The following is a 25,244-nucleotide window of genomic DNA, read 5'->3' as shown; positions in this document are numbered from 1 at the left end:
GCTTCTGATTATTTGGTCAGAGCAGGTTTGTTGTCGATGTTGGTCAACACACCGGCGCTGCTGAAGGTCAGCGTCAGGGTCTGCTGGGTCACGCTTTCGTGGCCTGGCTGCTGACGGAATACATAAAACCAGGTGTTAGTGCCGAACGGATCGGTCATCATCGGGGTTCCCAGTGCATAAGCGACCTGCTGTTGTGTCATCCCCACGCGGATTTTGGACACATCGTTAGGGGTAAGGTAGTTCCCCTGGTTGATGTCAGGACGGTAAACCACTTTCTCCAGAGTGGAACAGCCTGCGGTCAACATCAGAAGAACCGCTGCGGCAGCGGTCAGCATTTTACAACGCATAGTGATTTGATTCCTTTTCGGGCCCGAGCAGAACGCGGCTCATATGTAATATGCCGATGATAATAGACCTTGCCCCACTTTGAAACCGGTCTGGCGGCGTTTTTGTTGTTCTGTATGACCCTGAGATCCCGAAAAAGTTTATGCCGCCAGCAGTTCTTTCGCGTTCGCGAGCGTATTACGCGTGACTTCACTGCCGCCGAGCAGGCGCGCCAGCTCCTGCAGACGGGCACGTTTATCCAGCGGCTTCATGTGCGTTTCGGTCATTTCGCCGTCGGTTTCTTTGCTGACAATAAAGTGATGATGACCACAGCCCGCGACCTGCGGCAGGTGGGTGACACACATCACCTGCGTTGATTCACCTAGCTGACGCAGAAGTTTACCCACCACTGCCGCCGTTGGGCCGCTGATGCCGACATCCACTTCATCGAAAATCAGCGCCGGGGTTTCCATTTTACGCGCGGTAATCACCTGAATCGCCAGCGCAATACGCGACAGTTCACCGCCGGATGCCACTTTGGAGATTGCCTGCAGCGGCTGCCCCGGGTTGGTGGTGACGCGGAACTCGATGCGGTCCGCCCCTTCTGCCGTCAGGTGGTTCTCTTCAAAACGGACATCAATGGTGAACACACCGTGCGGCATCGCCAGCGTGTGCATGCTGTCGGTGATGTGCTGGCCGAGTTCCTGAGCATAATGCTGACGGATCTCATGCAGTTTTTTCGCCGTGGTCAGCGCCTGCTGATGATGCAGGTTCACGGCCAGAGAGAGGGTTTCCTGCGAATCCGCCTGATCGTCAAGCTGCTGCTGTTCTTCGAGCAGAGACTGATAGTAACCAGGCAGTTCTTCCGGCGTAACATGGTGCTTGCGCGCCAGTGAAATTTGACGAGAAAGGCGCTGCTCCAGCTCAAACAGACGGTTCGGGTCGAGGTCCAGCCGCTCACAGTAGTGACGCAGTTCGTCACTGGCTTCTGAGATTTGAATCGCGGCCTCTTCCAGCATATCCAGTACGCCAGAAAGTTTACTGTCCATGCCGGCCAGTTCGGTGACCAGTTGACGGACATTATAAAGCTGGCTCTGCAGGTTTACGTCTTCGCCATCTGCGAGCATGTTGAGCGCATTCTGGCTGGTTGAGAGCAGTTGGCCGCTGTTCGCCAGGCGCTTGTACTCTTCATCGATTTGCTCAAACTCACCCGGCTGCGGATTGAATTCGTTCAGCTCTTTTAGCTGGTATGCCAGCAGCTCCGCACGCGCGGCGCGCTCCTGGCTTTGCTGCTGGTGCTGGGCAAGCTCGCGGCAGCTTTGATGCCACTGGCGATAGTGCTCTGCCATAAGCTGAGTAAGCGCATACTCACCCGCATAGCCATCAAGCAGCGCTTTCTGCTGCTCTGGTTTAACGAGTTGCTGATGCGCATGCTGACCGTGGATCTGGATAAGCAGCTGGCCGAGTTCGCGGAGCTGGGAGAGTGGAACCGCCGTGCCGTTGATAAAGCCACGCGAGCGTCCGTCGCTGCTGATCACGCGGCGAAGTAAACACTCACGTCCATCTTCAAGCTGGTTCTGTTCCAGCCAGCGCAGGGCAGCAGGGGTGTCTTTCAGGGAGAAACGTGCGCAAAGATCGGCACGGTTTGCGCCCATGCGCACCATGTCGCCCTCTGCACGGCCGCCAAGGCACAAGCCGAGGGCATCAATGGCAATGGATTTACCCGCACCGGTTTCCCCGGTGATCGCCGTCATGCCGCTGTGGAAATCGATCTCAAGCTCACGAACAATGGCAAAGTTGCTGATGGTCAGTTGTGCCAGCATAATTGTTTTCCTGTATGAAAAACCATAACTGTGTTTTCATACAGTATAAACTGGTTTTTTATACAGTAAAGTACTGGATGCAAAATCAGAACAATTTTTTTGACCAGCCAAGCTTCGAGCTTAATGTATTGAAATAGCTGTAATCTTTCGGGTGAATCAGATTCAGGTGGTAATCACACCGGCGAATAAGAACATCTTCACCTTCCTGGATCGGCAGCGCGATCTGGCTGTCGCAGCTGATCTCCAGGTCGTTACGGCGGTGCGAGAAGCGCAGACGTATCGTGCTGTCGCCGTTAATCACCAGCGGGCGGGCGGAGAGCGTGTGCGGGAACATCGGCACCAGGGTAATAGCATCCAGAGAGGGCGTCAGAATCGGGCCGCCCGCAGAAAGCGAGTAGGCGGTTGAGCCGGTTGGGGTGGAGATAATCAGCCCGTCAGAACGCTGGGAGAAGGCAAAAATCTCGTCGATATAAACTTCGAACTCGATCATGTGCGCCACTTTACCGGGATGAAGCACCACCTCGTTAATCGCGGTGCTGATGCGCTTCTGACAGTCCTGCTGGCACACCTGGGCTTCCAGTAAAAAGCGTTTTTCGCTGATATAGTGACCTTCCAGCACGTCGGCCAGCTGCTGCTGCGCGTTGTCCGGGTCGAGGTCGGTTAAAAAGCCGAGATTGCCGCGGTTGATACCGATGACCTTAATGTCATAACGCGCCAGCGTGCGTGCCGCGCCGAGCATGTTGCCGTCGCCGCCCACCACCACGGCGAGATCGGCCTGTTGGCCAATTTCCGCCAGCGTGCCGGTTTTGACGCTCTTCAGCTGCAGCTCCTGCGCAATCTGCTGCTCGACCATCACTTCATAGCCTTTGCTACACAACCAGCGATACAACATTTCATGTGTCGTCAATGCGGTAGGGTGACGCGGATGCCCGACGATCCCAATACACCTGAAATGATTATTCATTTTCTGGAGGTCCTTGTGCCTGATGAATGATGACAATCTCTCTTGTTCCCTTGAATCCAGGAAACTGATCCCCATAATAAGCGAAGTTAGCGAGATGAATGCAGAAAAACGCGGAGAAATTCATGAGTAGTAAAGAACAGAAAACGCCTGAGGGGCAAGCCCCTGAAGAAATTATCACGGAACAGCACGATGAAGTTGAGGCTGTAGAGCCAGACGCATCTGCTGAGCAGGTGGACCCGCGCGATGAAAAAATTGCGAATCTGGAAGCCCAACTGGTAGAAGCACAGAATCGCGAACGCGACACCGTTCTGCGCATCAAGGCGGAAATGGAAAACCTGCGTCGTCGTACCGAGCAGGACGTTGAGAAGGCGCATAAATTTGCGCTGGAGAAATTCGTCAACGAACTGCTGCCGGTGATCGACAGCCTCGACCGCGCGCTGGAAGTGGCTGATAAAGCGAATCCGGACAACGCGGCGATGATCGAAGGTATTGAACTGACGCTGAAATCCATGCTTGACGTCGTGCGTAAGTTTGGCGTGGAAGTGATTGCGGATACCGATGTGCCGCTGGATCCAAACGTTCACCAGGCCATTGCGATGGTTGAATCTGAAGAGATTGAAGCCGGTAAAGTGCTGGGCGTGATGCAGAAAGGTTACACCCTGAACGGCCGTACCATTCGCGCTGCGATGGTGACCGTAGCGAAAGCGAAAGCGTAATTTGCTACCTGTAGTGCCGGGTGGCGGCATTCGCCTTACCCGGCCTACGTTTTATTCGGCAATACTTTCCCGAATTGGCGTGACGGGCAGCACCTTCACCTGCTTAATCATATTGTCCTGCACGTCCAGGATATCAATATCGTACTGCTCAATGCGCACCCGCGTGCCCGCCGCCGGGATCTCTTCCAGCGCTTCCAGAATCATCCCGTTCATGGTACGAGCTTCATCTTCCGGCAAATGCCAGTTAAAGGCTTTGTTGAGTTCCCGAATGTTCGCGCTGCCGTCAATCAGCACCGAACCGTCGTTTTGCGGGGTCACCTCTTCCGCAAGTGAAGGCGACATCGACGTGGTAAAGTCCCCGACAATCTCTTCCAGAATATCTTCGACCGTCACCAGGCCCTGAATATCGCCGTACTCGTTGACCACCAGGCCGACTTTCTTTTTGTTGCGCTGGAATTTAACCAGTTGGATGCTGAGCGGCGTTCCTTCCGGCACGTAGTAAATCTCGTCGGCGGCGCGCAGCATCACCTCTTTGGTGAACTCTTTTTTCTCGGTCATCAGACGGTAGGCTTCGCGCACGCGCAGCATGCTGATCGCGTCATCCAGCGAGTCGCGATAGAGCACGATACGCCCGTGCGGGGAGTGCGTCAGCTGGCGGACAATGGCTTTCCAGTCGTCATTGATGTCGATACCGACGATTTCGTTACGCGGCACCATGATGTCGTTCACGCTCACCTTTTCCAGATCCAGCACCGACAGGAGCATGTCCTGATTGCGCCTGGAGATCTGCGAGCGGGATTCGTTCACGATGGTGCGCAGCTCTTCTTTGCTGAGCGCGCTGCTGATAGTGACGTCGGCTTTAATCCCCACCATCCGCATCAAAACGCGCGTGACCATGTTCAACAGCCAGACCAGCGGCATCATCAGGATCTGCAGCGGCGCCAGCAGGAAGCTGCTCGGGTAGGCCACCTTTTCCGGGTAAAGCGCGGCGATGGTTTTTGGCAGTACTTCGGCAAATACCAGCACCACAAACGTCAGCACGCCGGTGGCAATCGCCACCCCGGCGTTGCCGTACAGGCGCATCCCGACGATGGTGCCGAGGGCAGAGGCCAGAATGTTGACAAGGTTGTTGCCGATAAGCACCAGGCTTATCAGCCGATCCGGCTTGCGGAGCAGTTTTTCAACGCGACGGGCGGCACGGTTACCCTGTTTAGCACGATGGCGCAACCGGTAACGGTTTAAGGTCATCATGCCGGTTTCCGAGCCGGAGAAATAGGCGGAGATGACCACCATGACGATCAGGATAACGATCAGCGTGGTGGTAGAGATGTGTTCCAGGGGGAACTCCTTTTATAACTTAGCCAGCAAATTGCTGTATGAAGCGGCTGCCAAAATAGGCAAGGGTGAGAATGCCCGCACCCGCGACGTTGAACCAGACGACGCGACGACCGCGCCAGCCTTCATGATAATGGCCCCACAACAGGACAATATAGACAAACCACGCGATGATGGAGAGCACTGCTTTATCGATATTCTCCACGCTGAACAGGTTCTTCATGTAAAACAGGCCCGTGCAGAGCGTGAGCGTCAGCAGCACCACGCCTATCTGGGTGATGTGGAACATCTTACGCTCAATGACCATCAGCGGCGGCATTTCATGGTTGAACGCCAGCTTTTTGTTTTTCAACTGGTAGTCAATCCAGGCGAGCTGCATGGCGTAAAGCGCGGCGATAATCAGCGTCGCGTAGGCAAACAGCGACAGGCCGATATGCACCAGCATCCCCGGCGTCGCTTCAAGATGCGTAATGAACTCATTAGGCATAAAGGTGGCTAAAGCCAGATTGATCAGCGCGAAGGTATAGACAATAGGCAGCAGCAGCCAGCCGCGATTTTTAGACGCGACGATGGTCATGACCGTACAGATCATCAGGCTGACCAGCGAGCCGACGTTGAGGGCGCTCAGATTTTGTACGCTGCCGTCGCCGGGAATGATGCGTGATTCCAGCGCAAAGGCGTGGCTTATCAGTGCGATGACCGCCGAAAGGATAGCCATGCGCCGCCAGCCGCTGTTTTTTTGCAGCAGTCCGGGAATAATCAGCGCGAGGCTGACAGAGTAGGCAACAAGGGCGATCAGTGCGAAAACAGGCATATGGGCATCGACAGTTGTCTTAATAAGAAAGAGAAGCAGTATAACGTTACGTGACGCCTGCTCCAACCGTTGCATAACAACAAAGGCGCCTTCATGTTATACTCCGGCAAAATTCTGTGTATGTGTCGCTCAATGCGGCCCAACGTTTCTACTCAGGCGAGAGACAATGTTTGATAATTTAACCGATCGTTTGTCGCGCACGCTGCGCAACATCAGCGGCCGCGGACGCCTTACTGAAGAGAACATCAAGGAAACGCTGCGCGAAGTGCGCATGGCGCTGCTGGAAGCAGACGTGGCGTTGCCGGTTGTTCGTGATTTTATCAACCGCGTAAAAGAGAAGGCGGTTGGTCATGAAGTTAACAAGAGCCTGACCCCGGGTCAGGAGTTCGTCAAAATCGTTCGTAACGAACTGGTTTCGGCGATGGGCGAAGAGAACCAGGTGCTTAACCTGGCGGCTCAGCCGCCGGCCGTGGTGCTGATGGCGGGCCTGCAGGGTGCGGGTAAAACCACCAGCGTCGGTAAGCTGGGTAAATTCCTGCGCGAAAAGCACAAGAAGAAAGTGCTGGTGGTTTCTGCGGACGTCTATCGCCCGGCGGCGATCAAGCAGTTGGAAACCCTGGCTGAGCAGGTCGGCGTGGATTTCTTCCCGTCCGACGTTGCCCAGAAGCCTGTTGACATCGTTAACGCCGCGCTGAAAGAAGCGAAGCTGAAGTTCTACGACGTGCTGCTGGTGGATACCGCTGGTCGTCTGCACGTCGACGAAGCGATGATGGACGAGATCAAGCAGGTGCATGCCTCTATCAACCCGGTAGAGACCCTGTTTGTTGTTGACGCCATGACCGGTCAGGATGCGGCGAATACCGCGAAAGCGTTTAACGAAGCGCTGCCGTTAACCGGCGTGGTGCTAACCAAAGTGGACGGTGACGCCCGCGGCGGTGCGGCGCTTTCGATTCGTCATATCACCGGTAAGCCGATTAAATTCCTCGGCGTGGGCGAGAAAACCGAAGCGCTGGAGCCGTTCCACCCGGACCGTATTGCCTCCCGTATCCTCGGCATGGGCGACGTGCTGTCGCTGATCGAAGATATCGAGAGCAAGGTTGACCGCGCGCAGGCCGAGAAGCTGGCCAGCAAGCTGAAAAAAGGCGATGGTTTCGATCTGACCGACTTCCTTGAGCAGCTGCGTCAGATGAAAAACATGGGTGGCATGGCAAGCCTGATGGGCAAACTGCCGGGGATGGGCCAGATCCCTGACAACGTCAAATCCCAGATGGATGACAAAGTGCTGGTGCGTATGGAGGCGATCATTAACTCCATGACGCTGAAAGAACGCGCCAAGCCAGAGATCATCAAAGGTTCCCGTAAGCGCCGTATCGCAGCCGGCTGCGGCATGCAGGTGCAGGACGTTAACCGCCTTCTGAAACAGTTCGACGACATGCAGCGAATGATGAAGAAAATGAAGAAAGGCGGCATGGCGAAGATGATGCGCGGCATGAAAGGGATGATGCCCCCTGGTTTTCCTGGGCGTTAATCGCTTTTGAGATTGCTTTTTGCCCGAAAATGAGTAAAATTTTCGGGCTTTTAATATGACACCCGGGCTCCGTTCCTCGATGGGGCCCGGTTGTTTTATTCACACAAGAGGATGTTATGGTAACTATTCGTTTAGCACGTCACGGCGCTAAAAAGCGTCCGTTCTACCAGGTTGTTGTGACTGACAGCCGTAATGCACGCAACGGTCGCTTCATCGAGCGCGTTGGTTTCTTCAACCCACTGGCCTCTGGCGCAGAAGAAGAAACCCGTCTGGATCTGGATCGTATCGCTCACTGGGTTGGCCAGGGCGCTACTGTTTCCGATCGCGTTGCTACGCTGATCAAAGCAGCAAACAAAGCAGCTTAATCTGTCACGGTGGTCATGATGAGCAATAAAGCACCTGTTGAACCGATCGTATTGGGAAAAATGGGTTCTTGCTACGGTATCCGTGGTTGGCTCAGAGTGTTTTCCTCCACTGAAGACGCTGATAGCATTTTTGATTACCAGCCCTGGTTCATCCAGAAAGCCGGTAAGTGGGAAGAGGTCGAGCTGGAAAGCTGGCGTCACCACAATCAGGACATCATCATCAAGCTGAAAGGCATTGACGATCGTGATGCCGCGAATGCGCTGACTAATTGTGAAATTGTCGTGGATTCGTCGCAGTTGCCACAGCTGGAAGAGGGCGACTATTACTGGAAAGACCTTATGGGTTGCCAGGTAGTCACCACTGAAGGTTACAGCCTGGGGAAAGTCATCGATATGATGGAAACCGGGTCAAATGACGTTCTCGTCATTAAGGCAAACCTGAAAGATGCATTTGGCATCAAGGAGCGGTTGGTTCCGTTCCTCGATGGACAGGTTATCAAGAAAGTCGATCTCACTACTCAAACCATTGAAGTAGATTGGGATCCTGGTTTTTAAATTCTCCGGATAAACGGTAAAAGACGGCGCTATGTGGATTGGCATAATTAGCCTGTTTCCTGAAATGTTCCGCGCGATTACCGATTACGGGGTAACTGGCCGGGCAGTAAAGAATGGCCTGCTGAGCATCCAGAGCTGGAGTCCTCGTGACTTTACTCATGACCGGCACCGTACCGTGGACGATCGTCCTTACGGCGGCGGACCGGGGATGCTAATGATGGTGCAACCCTTACGGGACGCCATTCACACAGCAAAAGCCGCGGCAGGTGAAGGCGCAAAGGTGATTTATCTGTCACCTCAGGGACGCAAGCTTGATCAAGCGGGCGTGAGCGAACTGGCGACGAATCAAAAGCTGATTCTGGTCTGTGGGCGCTACGAAGGGATAGATGAGCGCGTAATTCAAACCGAGATTGACGAAGAATGGTCTATCGGCGATTACGTTCTCAGCGGTGGTGAGTTACCGGCAATGACGCTGATTGACTCCGTCGCCCGGTTCATTCCGGGGGTTCTGGGCCATGAAGCTTCGGCAACGGAAGATTCCTTTGCCGATGGGTTGCTGGACTGTCCACACTATACTCGTCCTGAAGTGTTAGAAGGGATGGAAGTACCGGCAGTGTTACTGTCAGGAAACCATGCCGAGATACGTCGCTGGCGTTTGAAGCAGTCGCTGGGCCGAACCTGGCTTAGAAGACCTGAACTTCTGGAAAACCTGGCTCTGACTGAAGAGCAAGCAAAGTTGCTGGCCGAGTTCAAAACTGAACACGCGCACCAGCAGCATGAACATGATGGGAATGCGTAATACGCTCCCGAATATCAGTTTACCCAGGATAAGAGATTAAATTATGAGCAACATTATTAAGCAACTTGAACAAGAGCAGATGAAGCAGGACGTACCTTCCTTCCGTCCAGGTGACACCGTGGAAGTGAAAGTATGGGTTGTTGAAGGTTCCAAAAAACGTCTGCAGGCATTCGAGGGCGTGGTTATCGCTATTCGTAACCGCGGTCTGCACTCTGCATTCACTGTTCGTAAAATTTCCAACGGCGAAGGCGTTGAGCGTGTCTTCCAGACTCACTCTCCGGTAGTTGACAGCATTGCTGTTAAACGTCGTGGTGCTGTACGTAAAGCTAAACTGTACTACCTGCGTGAGCGTACTGGTAAGTCTGCTCGTATTAAAGAGCGTCTGAACTAAGATTCGCTTAAGCGACATCCTGTTAGAAAGGGCTGGCCGAAAGGCTGGCCCTTTTTTTATCCCATCGCACCTCTCGCGTTAACCCTTTCGTCATAAATCATTTACAATGCTTGCCTCTTCGGTGGAGGGTAAGTGGATAACGTACTGCATCAGCCTAAACGGAAACGCGCAGCGGCATTGACCGCGCTGTTTGCGATCCTGCTGATCGTGATTGCGCCGCTTATCTCCGTCTCGCTGCAGAAAGACCCTATGAGCGCCATGCCGGGTATGCATCATGACATGAGCATGATGTCGATGGACGAGCATCATAGCGATATGCCGCATTCCATGCCTGTCGACCATGCGGAAGCGTGCGGCTACTGCGTGCTGTTAGCCCACGTGCCGGGCGTGATGCTCGCGCTGATTGTGCTGCTCAGTATCGTGCTGCAAAGGCAGCGCGTGAAGCCGCCGCGTCAGGCGGTCAGCTACTGGCACTTTTTCCCCTGGCTTTACCCCGATACCCGCGCGCCGCCGCGGCAGTCTGCTTTTTCCCTTTAAAAACTAAATCGATAACTTTTTGCCTTAAAAAGGAAAAGTATGACTACCTGCACGCCGCGCGCGGCATGGGGAAACCTGCTGCGTCGCCTCCATTTCTACGTCGGGCTGTTTGTCGGCCCGTTTATCTTCTTCGCCGCGCTGACCGGCACGCTGTACGTGGCGACCCCGCAGCTCGAGAATGCGCTCTACCGGCACGCGCTCCATACGGATTCCGTGGGCGAGCCGAAGCCGCTGGCGGAACAAATCGCCATGGCGGAAAAAGCCGTTGGCTCAGATTTGCGTTTACACGCCGTTCGTCCGGGGCTGGTTGAGGGTGAAACCACCCGCGTGATGTTTGCTGACCCTGCGCTTGGCCCATCGGAAAACCGGGCGATCTTTATCGATCCGGTAAGCCTGGCGGTGCTCGGGGATATGACGGTGTACGGCACCAGCGGGATTTTACCGCTGCGTCAGACCATTGATTATCTGCATACCTCTCTGATGCTGGGCGATATCGGGCGGCTCTATAGCGAACTGGCCGCTTCCTGGATGTGGGTGGCCGCGTTGGGAGGGATTGCCCTGTGGTTTTATACCCGACCAAAACGGCGGATTAACAATCGCTTCCAGAACCGTCGTCGGGTGCATGTGACGCTCGGCTGGTTATTACTGGGGGGCATGCTGCTCTTCTCTGCAACCGGCCTGACCTGGTCCCAGTGGGCGGGGGGGAACGTTGATAAGCTGCGCGCTGAGATGAACTGGCTCACCCCGCAGGTGAACACGACGCTCTCCGGCGTGGCGGAGAGCGTGGATGAGCACGTCGAACACCGTGGCCATCATGGCGGAATGGTGATGCCGGAAATGGCGATGGATCTGACGCAGTTTGATGGCGTGTTAAGCGCGGCGCGTAAGGCGGGGATTGATGCCAACAGGCTGGAGATCCGCCCGGCAAAAACGATGGATCGCGCATGGACAGTGACGGAAATCGACCGCAGCTGGCCCACTCAGGTGGACGCCGTTGCGGTTGATCCCGGTACGATGCAGATCCTGGACAGAACCCGATTCGAGGATTTCCCGCTCATGGCAAAACTGACCCGCTGGGGCGTGGATTTCCATATGGGGATCTTATTCGGGCTGGTGAATCAGCTGCTGCTCGTTGCCTTCGGCCTTGCCCTGTGCGTGCTTATCATCTGGGGATACCGGATGTGGTGGATGCGTCGTCCGGCACAGTCGGCAATGAATCCGGTGCAGACGCTTTCTCAGAGCTGGCTGGCGCTGTCAGGGTGGGGAAGAGGAGTTACTGTGATCATCAGCGCGCTGCTGGGGCTGGCTTTGCCGGTGATGGGCGTGAGTCTGGCGCTGTTTGTCCTGATTGACTGGCTGCGCTGGCGAGCGGCAACAGGCGTGTCGCTCACCGAATCATCCGCTAAATAATCCTATGGCGTGCTGATAACCACTGACACCCGGCGGTTTTCAGCGCGCCCTTGCGCAGTGCTGTTGCTTGCAATCGGGTATTTTTTTCCTAATCCCCGGGTGGTGAGATTAGTGCGCGGGATATTCGCGCCCTTCGCCCACGCGTCGGCAACGGCATCGGCGCGTTTTAACGACAGGGCTTCGTTGTAACTTTCTTCACCGTAGTTATCCGTATGACCGTCCATTCGCGCGTGATTCAGGCCAGTTTTCGCCAGACGAGAGGCCATGGATTGGATCTGGGTTTCACTTTCCGGGCGCAGTCTGGCGTCATTCTTATCAAAGAGGATGGTATCCGACAGCCCCAGAGACCAGTCGCCGTTCAGTTCGTTAAAACCGTAAGACTTCATCGCCGCGATTTGCTCAGGTGTGAATTTGCCCTGGGGCGGCGACTGGCAGCCAGCCAGAACCAGTGAGGCCATAACTAACGGCGCGAAGTATCGTTTTAACATAGAATTTCCTTTCTAACTTATTGTTTTTGTACGCTGGTTTTTAACCTGGTACATATTGCGGTCGGCTTTCTCCAGTAATGCTTCAACGGACGCATTTTCCCACGCCAGAGCAAAGCCAATGCTGAGTGACATCGATGCTTTTAGTCCGTTATGCAGATCAAACGGACGGATAAACTGCTGCGCTAGCGCAGCACAAATGTGTTGAACCTCAGTCTCAGAATGCACGCCGTAGAGCACCATGGCAAATTCGTCACCGCCAAGGCGGTAGGACTGATGGCGTTTATCGCCAAACTCCATCATCCTGCTGGCGACTTCAATCAGCACGCAGTCTCCTGCCGCGTGACCCCAGGTGTCGTTGATAAACTTAAAATTGTCACCGTCGAGGAAGAGCAGGGCCGAGTTTGTTCTTGCGGAAGGGTCATTCATTAACGCCGCAATGCTGTTACGGAACGCCGCGCGGTTGGCAAGACCGGTAAGCGGGTCGTGCATGGCGGTACGCAGCAGCTGAGCGTTTTTCGCCTGGAGCTTAAGCTGCCACTCTTCCATCTCATCCAGCAGGCAGTTGAAGTCTTCACCAAACTGATGGAATTCTTCGATACGGCCATCTTTCACCCGGCGGGAGAAGTTGCGGTTTGTGCGCACGTCATGCACAACGTCGGTGATATTTTGCAGCGCCGTTACCATGCCGCGGTGCAGAGAGTGGGTAATGGTGAGCGCGACGACGGTTGCAAAAAGAATACAGCCGGTGAGGACGGCAAACGACATCCAGATGAAATGACTGATAAGACTGTCACGCGCGGTAAGGCGAATTTCGCCGATTGCCGCGCCGTTATGCATGATTGGCTGCGCAACTGGAACGGGGAAAAGCCAGCGGCTCACCAGCGCACCCAGCGTGTCGTTATTATCCTTTGGGTTCCAGGACCAGTAGGCAAAGCGCTTTTTATGCCCGTTGATGACTTCTGCAACGGCAAACTGCCCCTGCTTACCCAGCGCAGCAAGCGTTTCGTTGGCTGCTAGTGAATCGTTGAAAACCAGCGAGGCTTCAAGGCTGTGGCTCATTGTGGCGCCGGTTAATTCAAGATTTTTTTGCGCGTATTGTTTTAATGTTACGACCGAGGCAAAACAGAGCAACAGCCATATTAACGTCATCGTGATGATGACGCTTATCATGCTGTTTCGCCTCAGCGTTCTTTTAAACGTCGGACGCGGCGTCGAGGTGAAATCTTTATCCATGCTGCTTATTCCGTGCAAGCATTAATACATCCGGGCTGACCCTGACGCCACTGCGCGTCAACGCATCCAGATTGACGGAAAACCGCACCTGGCCACGATCGATTATCAGGCAAAAAGCACTGCCAATAACACATTCCGGATTTTGCTCTGAGATTAATAGCAATGCTCTGCCCTGATATTGACTTATTAATTCAAGTTGTTTCGCAGGTGGTTCAGTCCCGAAATAAACAGCATCGCATGTCGCGGCCAGGGCTTCCCGATCGTTACGTACAATAACGGGGGTATAGGGTAACTCGTTATGCCCCTGGTCTCCGCTGAGCGCGTGCTTATAGTGAGAAGTGGCATAGATGCAGAGTTTAGGCTGACCGGAAAGCGACGGCCATCGCGTATAGCTCACTATGCCTGAGACAATAGAACGTACCGATTTATCTGTCTCCGTGAGCGCGCCTGCCATCGCCGGGCCCACCATAAGGAACAGCATTAGCACCAGAGTGAGTCGGAACAAAGAGTTCAAGTATAAATTTCTCACCAGAATCCGCCGTACCGCTCCGGAAATAGATGTCCTTAAGAGTTGCGGGCAGAATACCATTGTTTATCAGAACCGTCATTATGTCAGAAATAGCCCATGGCTGACCTAAGCTAAATCCTACAGTTGTTTATTTTTCAAAGAATAAAAGCAGACTTAATTAAGCCTGCTGGAACGCATACTTTCATCCATTCCTTTTTGCCATGACGCATGCAGTTTCGCTGCATTTTCAACGGTATCACAACTGGCTGGATAAGATTTGCCCGCTAATCCCCAGGCATGAATAAAGCCTTCTTCGCATACTTTCTTCTGACCATCAGCATAGCCACGAAGATATTCACTCCGATCGATGTTGGGGTCGTTAAGACTATCGGCCAGGGTCTGGTTATCTTTAACCGGCAGGCCATTCATGGCGTCTTCTTTACCCGCAGTGAACCAGTCCGGGCTCGTCCAGTTGGGCTGGAAAGTGTAAGGATTAATCTGGCAGCCCGATAAAAACAGCGACAGCAGGACGAAAGCAATCGATCGCATAATCCTTCTCCTTTTTCTTCAGCATAGCCTGGCGGGAGAAAATTAGTGTGTAATTTAAACTTTACGGTTTTGATGGCTTATTTTTGCATTTAATTCGACTGTGTAAACTATTGTGTACGTATTTTGGATTGAAATGTTTACTTTTTATGGTATCGTGGTTTCACCTCACTGAGGAAAACAACTATCGCAAACGAGCTTTACAGGATCGCTATCATGCAAAAAGACGCGCTGAACAACGTACATATCACTGACGAACAGGTTTTGATTACCCCGGATCAACTGAAAGCGGAGTTTCCGCTGAGCGCCGCGCAGGAGGCTCAGATCGAGCATTCTCGCCAGACCATTTCTGACATTATCGCCGGCCGCGATCCGCGCCTGCTGGTGGTATGTGGTCCTTGCTCTATTCACGATCCTGAAACCGCCATTGAGTATGCTCGTCGATTTAAAGCATTAGCGGAGGAGGTCAGCGATAGCCTCTATCTGGTAATGCGCGTCTATTTTGAGAAGCCACGTACGACCGTCGGCTGGAAAGGGTTGATTAACGATCCGCACATGGATGGCTCGTTTGATGTGGAAGCAGGCCTGAAGATTGCGCGTCGCCTGCTGGTGGAGCTGGTCAGCATGGGGCTGCCTCTGGCAACCGAAGCGCTGGATCCGAACAGCCCGCAATACCTGGGCGATCTGTTCAGCTGGTCCGCGATTGGTGCGCGTACGACGGAATCGCAAACCCACCGCGAGATGGCGTCTGGCCTGTCGATGCCGGTTGGCTTTAAAAACGGTACCGATGGCAGCCTGGCGACGGCGATCAACGCCATGCGCGCTGCCGCCATGCCGCACCGCTTTGTCGGTATCAACCAGGCGGGCCAGGTGTGCCTGCTGCAAACGCAGGGCAACCCGGACGGCCATGTGATCCTGCGCGGCGGTAAAGCGCCAAACTACAGCCCGGCGGACGTGGCGCAGTGTGAAAAAGAGATGGAACAGGCGGGACTGCGTCCGGCACTGATGGTAGATTGCAGTCATGGTAATTCGAATAAAGATTACCGTCGCCAGCCAGCGGTTGCGGAATCCGTGGTCGCACAGATTAAAGACGGAAACCGTTCAATTATCGGCCTGATGATTGAGAGCAACATTCATGAAGGCAATCAGTCATCAGAACAGCCGCGCAGCGCGATGAAGCACGGCGTCTCCGTGACGGATGCCTGTATCAGCTGGGAAACCACTGATACGCTGCTGCGTGAGATCCATAAAGATTTAAGCGGCCAGCTGGCGACGCGTCTGGCTTAAGAGGGTAGTTATGGTTGCTGAATTGACCGCACTGCGCGATCAAATTGATGAAGTGGATAAGGCGCTGCTGGACCTGCTGGCGCGCCGCATGGCGCTGGTTGCCGAAGTCGGTGAGGTGAAAAGCAAATACGGCCTGCCAATTTACGTCCCGGAGCGCGAAGCCTCAATGCTGGCCTCCCGTCGTAAAGAGGCCCAGGCGCTGGGCGTTTCGCCGGATTTGATTGAAGATGTTCTGCGCCGCGTGATGCGGGAATCCTACTCCAGCGAAAACGACAAGGGCTTTAAAACCCTCTGTCCGTCCCTGCGTCCGGTGGTGATTGTTGGCGGAGCAGGACAGATGGGGCGTCTGTTCGAGAAAATGCTGACGCTTTCTGGCTATCAGGTGCGCATTCTGGAAAAAGAGGACTGGGCGCAAGCACCGGAACTGATGAAAGATGCCGGAATGGTTATCGTCAGCGTGCCGATCCACGTGACGGAGCAGATCATCGGGAAGCTTCCGCCTTTACCGAAAGATTGCATTCTGGTGGATCTCGCCTCCGTTAAAAACGGTCCGCTGCAGGCGATGCTGGCTGCGCATACGGGCCCGGTGCTGGGCCTGCACCCGATGTTTGGCCCGGACAGCGGCAGCCTGGCGAAGCAGGTGGTGGTTTACTGCGACGGCCGCCAGCCGGAAGCCTACCAGTGGTTCCTGGAACAGATTCAGGTCTGGGGTGCGAGGCTGCACCGCATCAGCGCGGTCGAGCACGATCAGAACATGGCGTTCATTCAGGCGCTGCGCCACTTTGCGACCTTTGCCTATGGCCTGCATCTGGCGGAAGAGAATGTGCAGCTTGAACAGCTGCTGGCGCTCTCTTCACCAATCTATCGTCTTGAGCTGGCGATGGTCGGGCGTCTGTTTGCGCAGGATCCCCAGCTTTACGCCGACATCATTATGTCGTCTGAAAATAACCTGGCGCTGATCAAGCGCTACTATCAGCGCTTTGGCGAAGCCATTACGCTGCTGGAGCACGGAGACAAGCAGGCGTTTATCGACAGCTTCCGCAAAGTGGAGCACTGGTTCGGCGATTACGCTACGCGTTTCCAGAGTGAAAGCCGCACGCTGTTGCGCCAGGCAAATGACAGTCGCCAGTAATCCAATGATGTATATACTGAAAGCCAGCATTGCTGGCTTTTTTCATTTTGGGGAACTGTCATGGCTGAACCGCAGCTGCTGTTGAACTACACCGGGCATCTGCCCGAATGCCCGACGTGGAGCGCAGAAGAAAATGCGCTTTACTGGGCGGATATTCTGGAAGGGGAGATCCACCGCTACCATCTGCCGACGGCGGAACATACCGTGCTTTCCTTCCATGAAGAGGTGGGCTGCTTTGCCCTGCGCAAGCGAGGCGGCTTTATCGTCGCTATGCGCAACGGCATCTGGCTTGCCGATAAGCATGGGCTCCTGCAGCGCAAGGTGTGCGATAACCCCTCAAACCCGCAGCTCGCGCGTTTTAATGATGGGGGTACTGACCATCAGGGACGCTTCTATGCGGGCACGTTTTGGGGGCCGGGAGATTACAACGGCGCGCTGCTGATGCGCATCGACAACAACCTGACGCCGAAAGTGATCCAGTGTGATATTCACGGGCATAACGGCTTAGCGTTTAGCCCGGATAAGCGATGGATGTTTACCTCTGATACGCCAAACGGCGTTATATACCGCACGCCAGTTGATGAAAAGGGTGAACCCGGCAGGCGCGAGGTGTTTCGTCAGTTTAAAGCGGGAGAAGGGATACCCGACGGCGCGGCGATGGATGTGGAAGGCTGCTACTGGAGCGCGCTGTTTGACGGCTGGCGTATCGCGCGTTTTTCACCGCAGGGGGAGCAACTGGAAGAATACCGCATGCCGGTGCGTTGCCCGACGATGGTCTGCTTTGGCGGCGATGACATGAAAACGCTGTTTATTACCACCACGCGGGAAAATATGGATGCGGAGGAGGTGGCGAAGTACCCGCTTTCCGGTGCCGTCTTCACCCTGCCGGTTAATGTGGCAGGGATGAAGAAAAGCCGTTTTATTGAATGCTAGCTTGGATCGACCGGCACGACGTTTTCGCTCGGATAGCAGCCCAGCACTTTCATTGAACGGGTAATTTCACCCAGTTCGCGCAGGGCTTTCTGCATGGATGCAGATTCCAGGTTGGCCTGGATATCGAGGTAAAACATCTCTTCCCATGGATTACCGTGGATTGGGCGTGATTCAAGCCTGGTCATGATCAGATTATGGTTGCGCAGCACCAGCAGGGCTTCTACCAGCGCGCCCGCCTGCTGGCCGGTCGCCATCAGCAGCGTGGTTTTCGCCGGCACCTGGTCTGATACGTTGATTGCCTTGCGGGCCAGCACCACGAAGCGGGTGATGTTTTGCGTCTGGTTAGCAAGATTGCGTTCCAGAACCTGTAAGCCATACAGCGCGCCGCCCGCTTCGCTGCCGAGCGCCGCAACGGTTGGGGAGTTGGCCTGCGCCACTTTTTCCATTGCCGCCGAGGTGCTTTCGGTGTACTCGATTTTCCAGTTCGGATAGCGGTTCAGGAACTGGCTGCACTGCTGGAACGGTTGCGGATGGCTGTACACGGTTTCGATCGTGCTCAGGTCGGTTGAGCCGGAGACCAGCACGCAGTGATCGATAGGGATCGTCAGTTCGCCGACCAGAGACAGGCTGGTATGCTGCAGCAAATCATAGACGTCGTTAATGGCACCGGAGCTCGTGTTTTCAATCGGCACGACGGCGTAATCCGCCTGGCCGGTCTCAACCTGGTTAAAAATATCGGCGAATTTTGCGCAGCCGCTTTCAATAAACTCTTCGAAATGGCGCGCGGCATACTGACGTGCGGCCAGGTGAGAGTAGGAGCCTTTAGGCCCGAGGAAGGCGATGCGCGCCGAGTGCGGGTTGGTTTTGTTCAGATGCTGCTGGAGTAACGCTTGCTGGGTGAGTACAGAGTCTTCAATGATGAGCTGGAACAGCCGGGTGATGTAATGGGCATCGAGGTGATGCGCTTTACCGAGCTGGATCAGACGCTCCAGCAGATCGCGCTCGCGGTCGATATCACGCACCGGGCGATGGGAGTCCAGCTTGGCTTTGCCCACTTCAATGGCGAGCGCGCGGCGTTCGGCCAGCAGCGCCAGTAATTTTTCATCCAGCGCGCTGATTTTTACTCGCAGATCCAGTAACGGGTTTTCCGGTGTCATAGTGTTGCCTGTCTCATTTTATCGTTATCAATAAAAAAGGCCCCCCGGTGTGGGAGGCCTTGTTGTTCGTCTTCGCATTCTTTATCACACGACGAAACGCCTCCCGTTTAGGGGAAGGTAAAAAAGAATGCGAAGAAGAACGGCGTAAGTTTCATAAAGTCATCCTGTGATTGATACCGTTAAAGTACCCGTACTGTTTTCACCCTGTCAATAAAAAACGCGCCCGAAGGCGCGTTGGCGGTACACTCAATTTAAAGGATTACTCTTCTTCAACTTCTTCCGCGAAGCTGGCGTCTTTCACCGATGTTGTGGCGCGACGGGCTTCACCTTTGTGTTGCACTTTATTGAGCTGCCGTTCCAGCTTGTTGATCAAATCGTTAATTGCGGTGTACATATCCTCATGTTTTGCGCTGGCGACCAGATGGCCGTTTGGAGTATTGATAGTTGCGTCAGCGATGAAACCCTGGGGCTCCTTGGACAGGATGATATGTGGATTAATCAAGTGTGTTTGCCATTTATCCAATTTGGCGAGACGGTCTGCGACGTGCTGGCGAATTGCCGGAGTAATTTCCATTTGTTTACTGGTAATGTTCATTGTCATAAATTTTACCTCTTGTCTTTCCGTCTTGGTGATTCCAGCATACCCGACCTAATGTCAAAATGTGTGATTTAGATCACGTTATTTTGTCGGTTTTTGTCAGGGAATCTTTTTTGTGAGGCAGGGCAGGAAGAGGTGAGATTTACCTTGTGGAAGGCTCGAATTGCGGTCATAGTTGACGGGATGTGTTGGGGCTAAAGCGCTTCAGCGGATGTCTGAAATGAATAAAACAACGGCAGCCTTCGGGCTGCCGTTTTGCATTAAAGCGATATCAGGTGTTGCTGCTGTTCGCGGCGATGATTTTCGCCACTTTTTCAGCCTGAGCGGTCATCTGCATCTGACGGTAAGCATTTTCCATCAGCTTCAGGCCGTCACGCGTTGCCTGAGTATCCGGATAATCACGCAGCATACCTTCTACGCGGTTAACCACAGCAACCCATGCGCCACGGCGGGTATAGTATTCCGCAACGGAGTATTCATACTTCGCCAGACGATCTTTCAGGAACACCAGACGTTTGGTCGCGTCTGTGACGTACTGACTGTTCGGATAGCCGCGCACCAGCTTGGAGAAGTCATTGAAGGCATCGCGCGCATGCTGCGGATCACGGTCGGAGCGATCTACGCCAAAGAAGCCCTGCAGAGCACTGTCGTCCAGCGCCATGTTGGTCAGACCGCGCATGTACATAACGTAATCGATGTTAGGATGAGTCGGGTTCAGACGCATGAAACGATCGATAGTTGCCTGAGCCAGCGGCAGATCGGCATTTTTGTAGTAGGCGTAGATAAGATCCAACTGTACCTGCTGCGAATACGGACCAAATGGATAGCGATTATCCAACGCTTCCAGTTGCGTTATCGCCTGTTTCCAGTTACCGTCCTGCAACTTTTGTTGTGCAGTCGCATAGATTTCATTCGGCGGATTGTCAGGGACCTGTTCATTCGAACCGGAGCAGCCCACCAAAGCCAGGCTCAACGTGGCCGCTGCCACCAGATATTTCATGCGCGTCATGACGTTTTGACTTTCCTCAAATGTTTGTCCGGGAGAAACTCTGTTCCTGCTCCCGATTAAGACCAGCTACAATAGCACACTATATTAAACGGCAAAGCCGTAAAACCCAACGTTAAACAAAGAAGCAGTTTATGGCACAACGAGTAGAACTCACCGCAACAGTCTCCGAAAATCAGCTCGGTCAACGCTTAGATCAGGCTTTGGCCGAATTGTTCCCTGATTATTCGCGTTCACGCATAAAAGAATGGATCCTTGACCAGCGCGTGCTGGTAAACGGCAAGATCTGGGACAAACCAAAAGAGAAAGTGTTTGGTGGGGAAGCTGTTGCCATCAATGCTGAAATCGAAGAGGAAATCCGCTTCGAGCCGCAGGATATCCCACTGGACATCGTCTATGAAGATGATGACATTCTGGTGATCAACAAGCCGCGCGACCTGGTTGTTCATCCGGGCGCGGGTAATCCTGACGGTACGGTACTTAACGCACTTCTTCATTATTATCCGCCGATTGCGGATGTCCCACGTGCGGGCATCGTTCACCGTCTGGATAAAGACACCACCGGGTTGATGGTGGTGGCGAAGACCGTTCCCGCTCAAACCCGTCTGGTGGAATCGCTGCAGCTGCGTGAAATCACCCGCGAATATGAAGCGGTAGCCATTGGGCACATGACCGCTGGCGGCACGGTAGAAGAGCCGATCAGCCGTCACCCGACGAAACGTACCCATATGTCGGTGCATCCGATGGGTAAACCGGCGGTGACGCACTATCGCATTATGGAGCACTTCCGTATTCATACGCGCCTGCGCCTGCGCCTGGAAACCGGCCGTACTCACCAGATCCGCGTACATATGGCGCACATTACCCATCCGCTGGTGGGGGATCAGGTGTACGGAGGTCGTCCGCGTCCGCCGAAAGGCGCATCGGATGAGTTCATCAGCGTATTGCGTAAATTCGATCGTCAGGCGCTGCACGCGACCATGCTGCGTCTTTATCACCCCATCAGCGGTATCCAGATGGAATGGCATGCGCCTATCCCACAGGATATGGTGGAACTTATTGACGCCATGCGTGCCGATTTCGAAGAACATAAGGATCAAGTGGACTGGTTATGACCAAACTGATTGTCCCGGAGTGGCCGCTGCCTGCAGGCGTGGCCGCCTGTAGTTCGACCCGTATTGGCGGCGTGAGCCAGGGCGCGTGGGAGTCTTTAAATCTCGGCGCGCACTGCGGCGACAACCTGGAACATGTTGAAGAGAACCGCACGCGCCTGTTTGCTGCGGGAAATCTGCCCTCGAAACCGGTCTGGCTGGAGCAGGTTCACGGTAAAGCGGTACTGAAGCTGACGGGAGAACCTTACGCTTCTAAACGCGCCGATGCCTCTTACAGTAATACGCCGGGCACGGTTTGTGCCGTAATGACTGCCGATTGTCTTCCGGTTCTGTTCTGTAACCGCGCGGGCACTGAAGTGGCTGCCGCGCATGCGGGCTGGCGTGGCCTGTGCGAGGGCGTGCTGGAAGAGACCGTCGCCTGCTTTAATGATGATCCCGCTAATATCATGGCCTGGCTTGGTCCGGCGATTGGCCCTCGCGCTTTTGAAGTGGGGCCAGAGGTTCGCGAAGCCTTTATGGAAAAAGATCCGCAAGCCATTGAGGCCTTCCTGCCTGCCGGGGAAAAATATCTGGCGGATATTTACCAGCTCGCCCGCCAGCGCCTGAATAATATTGGCATAACGCAGATCTTCGGCGGCGATCGCTGTACGTTCACCGAAAAGGGTGATTTTTTCTCCTATCGCCGCGACAAGACGACGGGTCGTATGGCAAGTTTCATTTGGCTGATATAACCTAAAGAATCAAGACGATCCGGCACGTGCCGTTTTCTTTTCACATAATTCAGGTCATTAACCTTGAATAATTGAGGGATGACCTCATTTAATCTCCAGTAGCAAATTTGACCTGTTATGGGAGGAGTTATGCGTCTGGATCGTCTTACTAATAAATTCCAGCTTGCTCTCGCCGATGCCCAGTCTCTCGCACTGGGGCACGACAACCAATTCATCGAACCTCTTCATTTAATGAGCGCCTTGCTGAATCAGGAAGGGGGATCGGTACGTCCTTTATTAACGTCCGCTGGCATTAATGCTGGCCAGTTACGCACCGCTATCGATCAGGCGCTGAGCCGTTTACCGCAGGTAGAAGGTACCGGCGGCGACGTGCAGCCGTCTCAGGATCTGGTGCGCGTGCTGAACCTTTGCGACAAGCTGGCGCAAAAACGTGGGGACAACTTTATTTCGTCGGAGCTGTTTGTTCTGGCGGCGCTTGAATCACGCGGTACCTTGACCGACCTGCTGAAATCTGCCGGTGCAACCACCGCCAATGTGACTCAGGCGATTGAGAAAATGCGCGGAGGTGAAAGCGTGAACGATCAGGGAGCCGAAGACCAGCGTCAGGCTTTGAAGAAATTTACGGTCGATCTGACCGAACGTGCCGAGCAGGGCAAACTTGACCCGGTTATCGGCCGTGACGAAGAGATCCGCCGTACGATTCAGGTACTGCAACGCCGTACCAAAAACAACCCGGTGCTGATTGGTGAGCCTGGTGTTGGTAAAACCGCCATCGTTGAAGGGCTTGCGCAGCGTATCGTAAACGGTGAAGTGCCGGAAGGGTTGAAAGGCCGCCGCGTGCTGGCGCTGGATATGGGCGCGCTGGTGGCCGGTGCGAAATACCGCGGTGAATTTGAAGAGCGTTTGAAAGGCGTGCTTAACGACCTGGCGAAACAGGAAGGCAACGTCATTCTGTTCATCGACGAACTGCACACCATGGTAGGTGCCGGTAAGGCCGACGGCGCGATGGATGCCGGGAATATGCTGAAACCTGCGCTGGCGCGCGGTGAACTTCACTGCGTCGGTGCCACTACGCTTGATGAGTATCGTCAGTACATTGAGAAAGATGCCGCTCTGGAACGTCGCTTCCAGAAAGTGTTTGTTGCCGAGCCAAGCGTTGAAGATACCATCGCGATCCTGCGTGGTCTGAAAGAGCGCTATGAGCTGCACCACCACGTGCAGATTACTGACCCAGCCATCGTTGCGGCGGCGACGCTTTCGCATCGGTATATCGCCGATCGTCAGTTGCCGGATAAAGCAATTGACCTGATCGATGAAGCTGCGTCGAGCATTCGTATGCAGATTGACTCGAAGCCGGAAGAACTGGACCGACTCGACCGCCGCATTATTCAGCTCAAGCTGGAACAGCAGGCGCTGAAAAAAGAGTCTGATGAAGCCAGTAAGAAACGCCTGGATATGCTCAATGAAGAGCTGGACGATAAAGAGCGCCAGTATTCCGAGCTGGAAGAAGAGTGGAAAGCCGAGAAAGCCTCCCTCTCTGGCACGCAAACCATTAAAGCAGAACTTGAACAGGCCAAAATTGCCATTGAGCAGGCTCGCCGTGTGGGCGACCTGGCACGTATGTCTGAACTGCAGTACGGCAAAATTCCTGAGCTGGAGAAACAGCTTGAGATAGCCACGCAGTCTGAAGGCAAAACCATGCGTCTGTTACGTAATAAAGTGACCGATGCAGAAATTGCCGAAGTGCTTGCTCGCTGGACCGGCATCCCGGTAGCGCGGATGATGGAAAGCGAACGCGATAAGCTGCTGCGTATGGAGCAGGATCTGCATCAGCGCGTGATTGGTCAGGACGAGGCGGTTGAAGCGGTCTCCAACGCTATTCGCCGTAGCCGTGCTGGGCTTTCCGATCCGAATCGCCCGATCGGTTCGTTCCTGTTCCTGGGGCCGACCGGTGTCGGTAAAACCGAACTGTGTAAAGCGCTGGCTAACTTTATGTTCGACAGCGACGATGCGATGGTGCGTATCGACATGTCCGAGTTTATGGAGAAACACTCCGTCTCGCGTCTGGTCGGTGCGCCTCCGGGATATGTTGGTTATGAAGAGGGCGGTTACCTGACCGAAGCGGTGCGCCGTCGTCCTTATTCGGTCATCCTGCTGGATGAGGTAGAAAAAGCGCATCCGGATGTGTTCAACATCCTGCTTCAGGTGCTGGATGATGGTCGTCTGACCGACGGGCAGGGGAGAACGGTCGATTTCCGTAATACGGTCGTCATCATGACCTCGAACCTGGGTTCCGATTTGATTCAGGAACGTTTCGGTGAACTGGACTATAGCCATATGAAGGATCTGGTGCTCGGTGTGGTGAGCCATAACTTCCGTCCGGAGTTCATTAACCGTATTGACGAAGTGGTGGTATTCCATCCTCTGGGTGAGAAACACATTGCGTCGATTGCGCAAATCCAGCTGCAGCGTCTGTACAAACGTCTGGAAGAGCGTGGATATGAAATTCACATCTCCGACGATGCGCTGAAGCTACTGAGCGAGAATGGTTACGATCCGGTTTACGGTGCGCGTCCACTGAAACGTGCTATCCAGCAGCAGATCGAAAACCCGCTGGCGCAGCAGATCCTCTCCGGTGAGCTTATTCCGGGCAAAGTTATCCGTCTGGAAGCCAACGACGATCGCATTGTGGCAGTGCAGTAAGTCACAAAACGCAAAAACGAGCCGCTTGCGGCTCGTTTTTGTTTAAAAACCAGGCGAGAATTGAGGTCTGGGATGCATTTTGCCTGGAAAGTGAGCAGTCAGTAAATAATTTTCACTTTATCCTTGCAGCTTCGGAATTACTCCCTATAATGCGCCTCCACTGACACGGAACAACGGCACACGCGCCGCCGGGTTAGCAGAGAAAAGCAAAATAAACGCTTGACTCTGAAGCGGGAAGGCGTAATATGC

Annotated in this window: 27 protein-coding genes and 1 other annotated feature; of the genes, 14 read left to right on the top strand and 13 right to left on the bottom strand. The window is 54.2% G+C overall.

Annotated features, from left to right (window positions below; translation table 11 throughout):
- Positions 1–8: 8 nt before the first annotated feature.
- The 3 genes from bamE to nadK form a co-directional block, all read right to left on the bottom strand.
- Entirely contained in the window at positions 9–347 is a 339-nt protein-coding gene (bamE, locus tag OSH03_RS20615) for an outer membrane protein assembly factor BamE (RefSeq protein ID WP_028014132.1), read from the bottom strand.
- Positions 348–485: 138 nt separating this feature from the next.
- Positions 486–2,147, bottom strand: coding sequence for a DNA repair protein RecN (recN, locus tag OSH03_RS20610; protein WP_266179961.1), 1,662 nt, complete (start codon positions 2,145–2,147; stop codon positions 486–488).
- An 85-nt stretch (positions 2,148–2,232) separates the two neighbouring features.
- Positions 2,233–3,111 (bottom strand): NAD(+) kinase, encoded by an 879-nt coding sequence (nadK, locus tag OSH03_RS20605; protein ID WP_008502500.1) that lies wholly within the window; start codon positions 3,109–3,111, stop codon positions 2,233–2,235.
- Positions 3,112–3,233: 122 nt separating this feature from the next.
- On the opposite strand from nadK, the gene grpE reads away from it, so the two are divergent.
- Positions 3,234–3,827 (top strand): nucleotide exchange factor GrpE, encoded by a 594-nt coding sequence (gene grpE / locus OSH03_RS20600; RefSeq protein WP_032644906.1) that lies wholly within the window; start codon positions 3,234–3,236, stop codon positions 3,825–3,827.
- Between the two features lie 51 nt (positions 3,828–3,878).
- On the opposite strand, the gene OSH03_RS20595 is transcribed toward grpE, so the two are convergent.
- Entirely contained in the window at positions 3,879–5,165 is a 1,287-nt protein-coding gene (locus OSH03_RS20595; RefSeq protein ID WP_266180007.1) for an HlyC/CorC family transporter, read from the bottom strand.
- A gap of 19 nt (positions 5,166–5,184) precedes the next feature.
- Complete coding sequence (locus OSH03_RS20590) at positions 5,185–5,976, bottom strand: cytochrome C assembly family protein (RefSeq protein WP_061099630.1); 792 nt, start codon at positions 5,974–5,976, stop codon at positions 5,185–5,187.
- Positions 5,977–6,142: 166 nt separating this feature from the next.
- On the opposite strand from OSH03_RS20590, the gene ffh reads away from it, so the two are divergent.
- From ffh to OSH03_RS20555, 7 genes are all read left to right on the top strand, one after another.
- Positions 6,143–7,504 (top strand): signal recognition particle protein, encoded by a 1,362-nt coding sequence (ffh, locus tag OSH03_RS20585; RefSeq protein WP_003863132.1) that lies wholly within the window; start codon positions 6,143–6,145, stop codon positions 7,502–7,504.
- A 116-nt stretch (positions 7,505–7,620) separates the two neighbouring features.
- Positions 7,621–7,869 (top strand): 30S ribosomal protein S16, encoded by a 249-nt coding sequence (rpsP, locus tag OSH03_RS20580; protein ID WP_022649067.1) that lies wholly within the window; start codon positions 7,621–7,623, stop codon positions 7,867–7,869.
- Positions 7,870–7,884: 15 nt separating this feature from the next.
- A complete protein-coding gene (gene rimM, locus OSH03_RS20575) occupies positions 7,885–8,424 on the top strand; it encodes a ribosome maturation factor RimM (protein WP_003863136.1) in 540 nt (179 codons plus the stop codon).
- A gap of 31 nt (positions 8,425–8,455) precedes the next feature.
- A complete protein-coding gene (gene trmD / locus OSH03_RS20570) occupies positions 8,456–9,223 on the top strand; it encodes a tRNA (guanosine(37)-N1)-methyltransferase TrmD (RefSeq protein ID WP_014832949.1) in 768 nt (255 codons plus the stop codon).
- A gap of 43 nt (positions 9,224–9,266) precedes the next feature.
- Positions 9,267–9,614, top strand: a complete 348-nt coding sequence (gene rplS, locus OSH03_RS20565; protein WP_002914145.1) for a 50S ribosomal protein L19 — start codon at positions 9,267–9,269, stop codon at positions 9,612–9,614.
- 132 nt (positions 9,615–9,746) lie between these two features.
- On the top strand, positions 9,747–10,151 hold the full coding sequence (locus tag OSH03_RS20560) for a DUF2946 domain-containing protein (RefSeq protein ID WP_266179960.1): 405 nt from the start codon (positions 9,747–9,749) through the stop codon (positions 10,149–10,151).
- 39 nt (positions 10,152–10,190) lie between these two features.
- Positions 10,191–11,561: a PepSY-associated TM helix domain-containing protein gene (locus OSH03_RS20555; RefSeq protein ID WP_266179959.1), complete on the top strand. Its 1,371-nt coding sequence runs from the start codon at positions 10,191–10,193 to the stop codon at positions 11,559–11,561.
- A gap of 2 nt (positions 11,562–11,563) precedes the next feature.
- On the opposite strand, the gene OSH03_RS20550 is transcribed toward OSH03_RS20555, so the two are convergent.
- The 4 genes from OSH03_RS20550 to OSH03_RS20535 form a co-directional block, all read right to left on the bottom strand.
- A complete protein-coding gene (locus OSH03_RS20550) occupies positions 11,564–12,049 on the bottom strand; it encodes an OmpA family protein (RefSeq protein WP_266179958.1) in 486 nt (161 codons plus the stop codon).
- Between the two features lie 12 nt (positions 12,050–12,061).
- Complete coding sequence (gene dgcN / locus OSH03_RS20545; RefSeq protein ID WP_266179957.1) at positions 12,062–13,282, bottom strand: diguanylate cyclase DgcN/YfiN; 1,221 nt, start codon at positions 13,280–13,282, stop codon at positions 12,062–12,064.
- Complete coding sequence (yfiR, locus tag OSH03_RS20540; RefSeq protein ID WP_420909761.1) at positions 13,275–13,736, bottom strand: regulatory sequestration protein YfiR; 462 nt, start codon at positions 13,734–13,736, stop codon at positions 13,275–13,277. Before yfiR ends, dgcN begins: the two co-directional genes overlap by 8 nt.
- A gap of 228 nt (positions 13,737–13,964) precedes the next feature.
- Complete coding sequence (locus OSH03_RS20535) at positions 13,965–14,339, bottom strand: DUF2799 domain-containing protein (RefSeq protein WP_061097347.1); 375 nt, start codon at positions 14,337–14,339, stop codon at positions 13,965–13,967.
- 213 nt (positions 14,340–14,552) lie between these two features.
- Here OSH03_RS20535 and aroF point away from each other — a divergent pair, with 213 nt between their 5' ends.
- From aroF to OSH03_RS20520, 3 genes are read left to right on the top strand one after another with little or no spacing between them, the layout of a single operon-like run.
- Positions 14,553–15,623 carry a 3-deoxy-7-phosphoheptulonate synthase AroF gene (gene aroF / locus OSH03_RS20530; protein ID WP_266179956.1) on the top strand — a complete coding sequence of 357 codons (1,071 nt, stop codon included), beginning with the start codon at positions 14,553–14,555 and terminating at the stop codon, positions 15,621–15,623.
- Positions 15,624–15,633: 10 nt separating this feature from the next.
- Positions 15,634–16,755, top strand: coding sequence for a bifunctional chorismate mutase/prephenate dehydrogenase (tyrA, locus tag OSH03_RS20525; RefSeq protein WP_028014119.1), 1,122 nt, complete (start codon positions 15,634–15,636; stop codon positions 16,753–16,755).
- Between the two features lie 60 nt (positions 16,756–16,815).
- The gene (locus tag OSH03_RS20520; protein WP_266179955.1) at positions 16,816–17,688 is read left to right on the top strand and encodes an SMP-30/gluconolactonase/LRE family protein; all 873 of its coding nucleotides are present in this window, start codon (positions 16,816–16,818) and stop codon (positions 17,686–17,688) included.
- Here the strand turns inward: OSH03_RS20520 and pheA are convergent.
- The 4 genes from pheA to bamD all read right to left on the bottom strand — a co-directional run bounded on the left by pheA (position 17,685) and on the right by bamD (position 20,452).
- Positions 17,685–18,845, bottom strand: a complete 1,161-nt coding sequence (pheA, locus tag OSH03_RS20515; protein ID WP_061097350.1) for a bifunctional chorismate mutase/prephenate dehydratase — start codon at positions 18,843–18,845, stop codon at positions 17,685–17,687. The genes OSH03_RS20520 and pheA overlap by 4 nt on opposite strands.
- A 30-nt stretch (positions 18,846–18,875) precedes the next feature.
- Positions 18,876–19,001: a sequence feature (Phe leader region), on the bottom strand.
- A complete protein-coding gene (gene pheL / locus OSH03_RS20510) occupies positions 18,953–19,000 on the bottom strand; it encodes a pheA operon leader peptide PheL (protein WP_100249759.1) in 48 nt (15 codons plus the stop codon). Its footprint overlaps the feature before it by 48 nt.
- Positions 19,002–19,104: 103 nt before the next feature.
- Positions 19,105–19,446 (bottom strand): ribosome-associated translation inhibitor RaiA, encoded by a 342-nt coding sequence (raiA, locus tag OSH03_RS20505; protein ID WP_008502470.1) that lies wholly within the window; start codon positions 19,444–19,446, stop codon positions 19,105–19,107.
- 268 nt (positions 19,447–19,714) lie between these two features.
- Complete coding sequence (gene bamD, locus OSH03_RS20500) at positions 19,715–20,452, bottom strand: outer membrane protein assembly factor BamD (RefSeq protein WP_023308867.1); 738 nt, start codon at positions 20,450–20,452, stop codon at positions 19,715–19,717.
- Between the two features lie 131 nt (positions 20,453–20,583).
- Here bamD and rluD point away from each other — a divergent pair, with 131 nt between their 5' ends.
- The 3 genes from rluD (at position 20,584) to clpB (ending at position 24,995) form a co-directional block, all read left to right on the top strand.
- Positions 20,584–21,564 (top strand): 23S rRNA pseudouridine(1911/1915/1917) synthase RluD, encoded by a 981-nt coding sequence (gene rluD / locus OSH03_RS20495; RefSeq protein WP_028014116.1) that lies wholly within the window; start codon positions 20,584–20,586, stop codon positions 21,562–21,564.
- Positions 21,561–22,292, top strand: a complete 732-nt coding sequence (yfiH, locus tag OSH03_RS20490; RefSeq protein WP_266179954.1) for a purine nucleoside phosphorylase YfiH — start codon at positions 21,561–21,563, stop codon at positions 22,290–22,292. The genes rluD and yfiH overlap by 4 nt, the downstream gene beginning before the upstream one ends.
- Positions 22,293–22,421: 129 nt before the next feature.
- Entirely contained in the window at positions 22,422–24,995 is a 2,574-nt protein-coding gene (clpB, locus tag OSH03_RS20485; protein ID WP_041908644.1) for an ATP-dependent chaperone ClpB, read from the top strand.
- Positions 24,996–25,244: the final 249 nt, after the last annotated feature.

It is taken from the genome of Enterobacter nematophilus (assembly GCF_026344075.1).
In the GTDB taxonomy this organism is placed as follows: Bacteria; Pseudomonadota; Gammaproteobacteria; order Enterobacterales; family Enterobacteriaceae; genus Enterobacter; species Enterobacter nematophilus.
This window is presented reverse-complemented; position numbering and strand designations above follow the sequence as displayed.

Excerpts from the sequence above, each read along its gene's own strand:
- bamE (WP_028014132.1), bottom strand. The coding sequence starts at position 347 with ATGCGTTGTAAAATGCTGACCGCTGCCGCAGCGGTTCTTCTGATGTTG.
- recN (WP_266179961.1), bottom strand. The coding sequence starts at position 2,147 with ATGCTGGCACAACTGACCATCAGCAACTTTGCCATTGTTCGTGAGCTT.
- nadK (WP_008502500.1), bottom strand. The coding sequence starts at position 3,111 with ATGAATAATCATTTCAGGTGTATTGGGATCGTCGGGCATCCGCGTCAC.
- grpE (WP_032644906.1), top strand. The coding sequence starts at position 3,234 with ATGAGTAGTAAAGAACAGAAAACGCCTGAGGGGCAAGCCCCTGAAGAA.
- OSH03_RS20590 (WP_061099630.1), bottom strand. The coding sequence starts at position 5,976 with ATGCCTGTTTTCGCACTGATCGCCCTTGTTGCCTACTCTGTCAGCCTC.
- ffh (WP_003863132.1), top strand. The coding sequence starts at position 6,143 with ATGTTTGATAATTTAACCGATCGTTTGTCGCGCACGCTGCGCAACATC.
- rpsP (WP_022649067.1), top strand. The coding sequence starts at position 7,621 with ATGGTAACTATTCGTTTAGCACGTCACGGCGCTAAAAAGCGTCCGTTC.
- rimM (WP_003863136.1), top strand. The coding sequence starts at position 7,885 with ATGATGAGCAATAAAGCACCTGTTGAACCGATCGTATTGGGAAAAATG.
- trmD (WP_014832949.1), top strand. The coding sequence starts at position 8,456 with ATGTGGATTGGCATAATTAGCCTGTTTCCTGAAATGTTCCGCGCGATT.
- rplS (WP_002914145.1), top strand. The coding sequence starts at position 9,267 with ATGAGCAACATTATTAAGCAACTTGAACAAGAGCAGATGAAGCAGGAC.
- OSH03_RS20555 (WP_266179959.1), top strand. The coding sequence starts at position 10,191 with ATGACTACCTGCACGCCGCGCGCGGCATGGGGAAACCTGCTGCGTCGC.
- OSH03_RS20550 (WP_266179958.1), bottom strand. The coding sequence starts at position 12,049 with ATGTTAAAACGATACTTCGCGCCGTTAGTTATGGCCTCACTGGTTCTG.
- dgcN (WP_266179957.1), bottom strand. The coding sequence starts at position 13,282 with ATGGATAAAGATTTCACCTCGACGCCGCGTCCGACGTTTAAAAGAACG.
- yfiR (WP_420909761.1), bottom strand. The coding sequence starts at position 13,736 with ATGGCAGGCGCGCTCACGGAGACAGATAAATCGGTACGTTCTATTGTC.
- OSH03_RS20535 (WP_061097347.1), bottom strand. The coding sequence starts at position 14,339 with ATGCGATCGATTGCTTTCGTCCTGCTGTCGCTGTTTTTATCGGGCTGC.
- aroF (WP_266179956.1), top strand. The coding sequence starts at position 14,553 with ATGCAAAAAGACGCGCTGAACAACGTACATATCACTGACGAACAGGTT.
- tyrA (WP_028014119.1), top strand. The coding sequence starts at position 15,634 with ATGGTTGCTGAATTGACCGCACTGCGCGATCAAATTGATGAAGTGGAT.
- OSH03_RS20520 (WP_266179955.1), top strand. The coding sequence starts at position 16,816 with ATGGCTGAACCGCAGCTGCTGTTGAACTACACCGGGCATCTGCCCGAA.
- pheA (WP_061097350.1), bottom strand. The coding sequence starts at position 18,845 with ATGACACCGGAAAACCCGTTACTGGATCTGCGAGTAAAAATCAGCGCG.
- raiA (WP_008502470.1), bottom strand. The coding sequence starts at position 19,446 with ATGACAATGAACATTACCAGTAAACAAATGGAAATTACTCCGGCAATT.
- bamD (WP_023308867.1), bottom strand. The coding sequence starts at position 20,452 with ATGACGCGCATGAAATATCTGGTGGCAGCGGCCACGTTGAGCCTGGCT.
- rluD (WP_028014116.1), top strand. The coding sequence starts at position 20,584 with ATGGCACAACGAGTAGAACTCACCGCAACAGTCTCCGAAAATCAGCTC.
- yfiH (WP_266179954.1), top strand. The coding sequence starts at position 21,561 with ATGACCAAACTGATTGTCCCGGAGTGGCCGCTGCCTGCAGGCGTGGCC.
- clpB (WP_041908644.1), top strand. The coding sequence starts at position 22,422 with ATGCGTCTGGATCGTCTTACTAATAAATTCCAGCTTGCTCTCGCCGAT.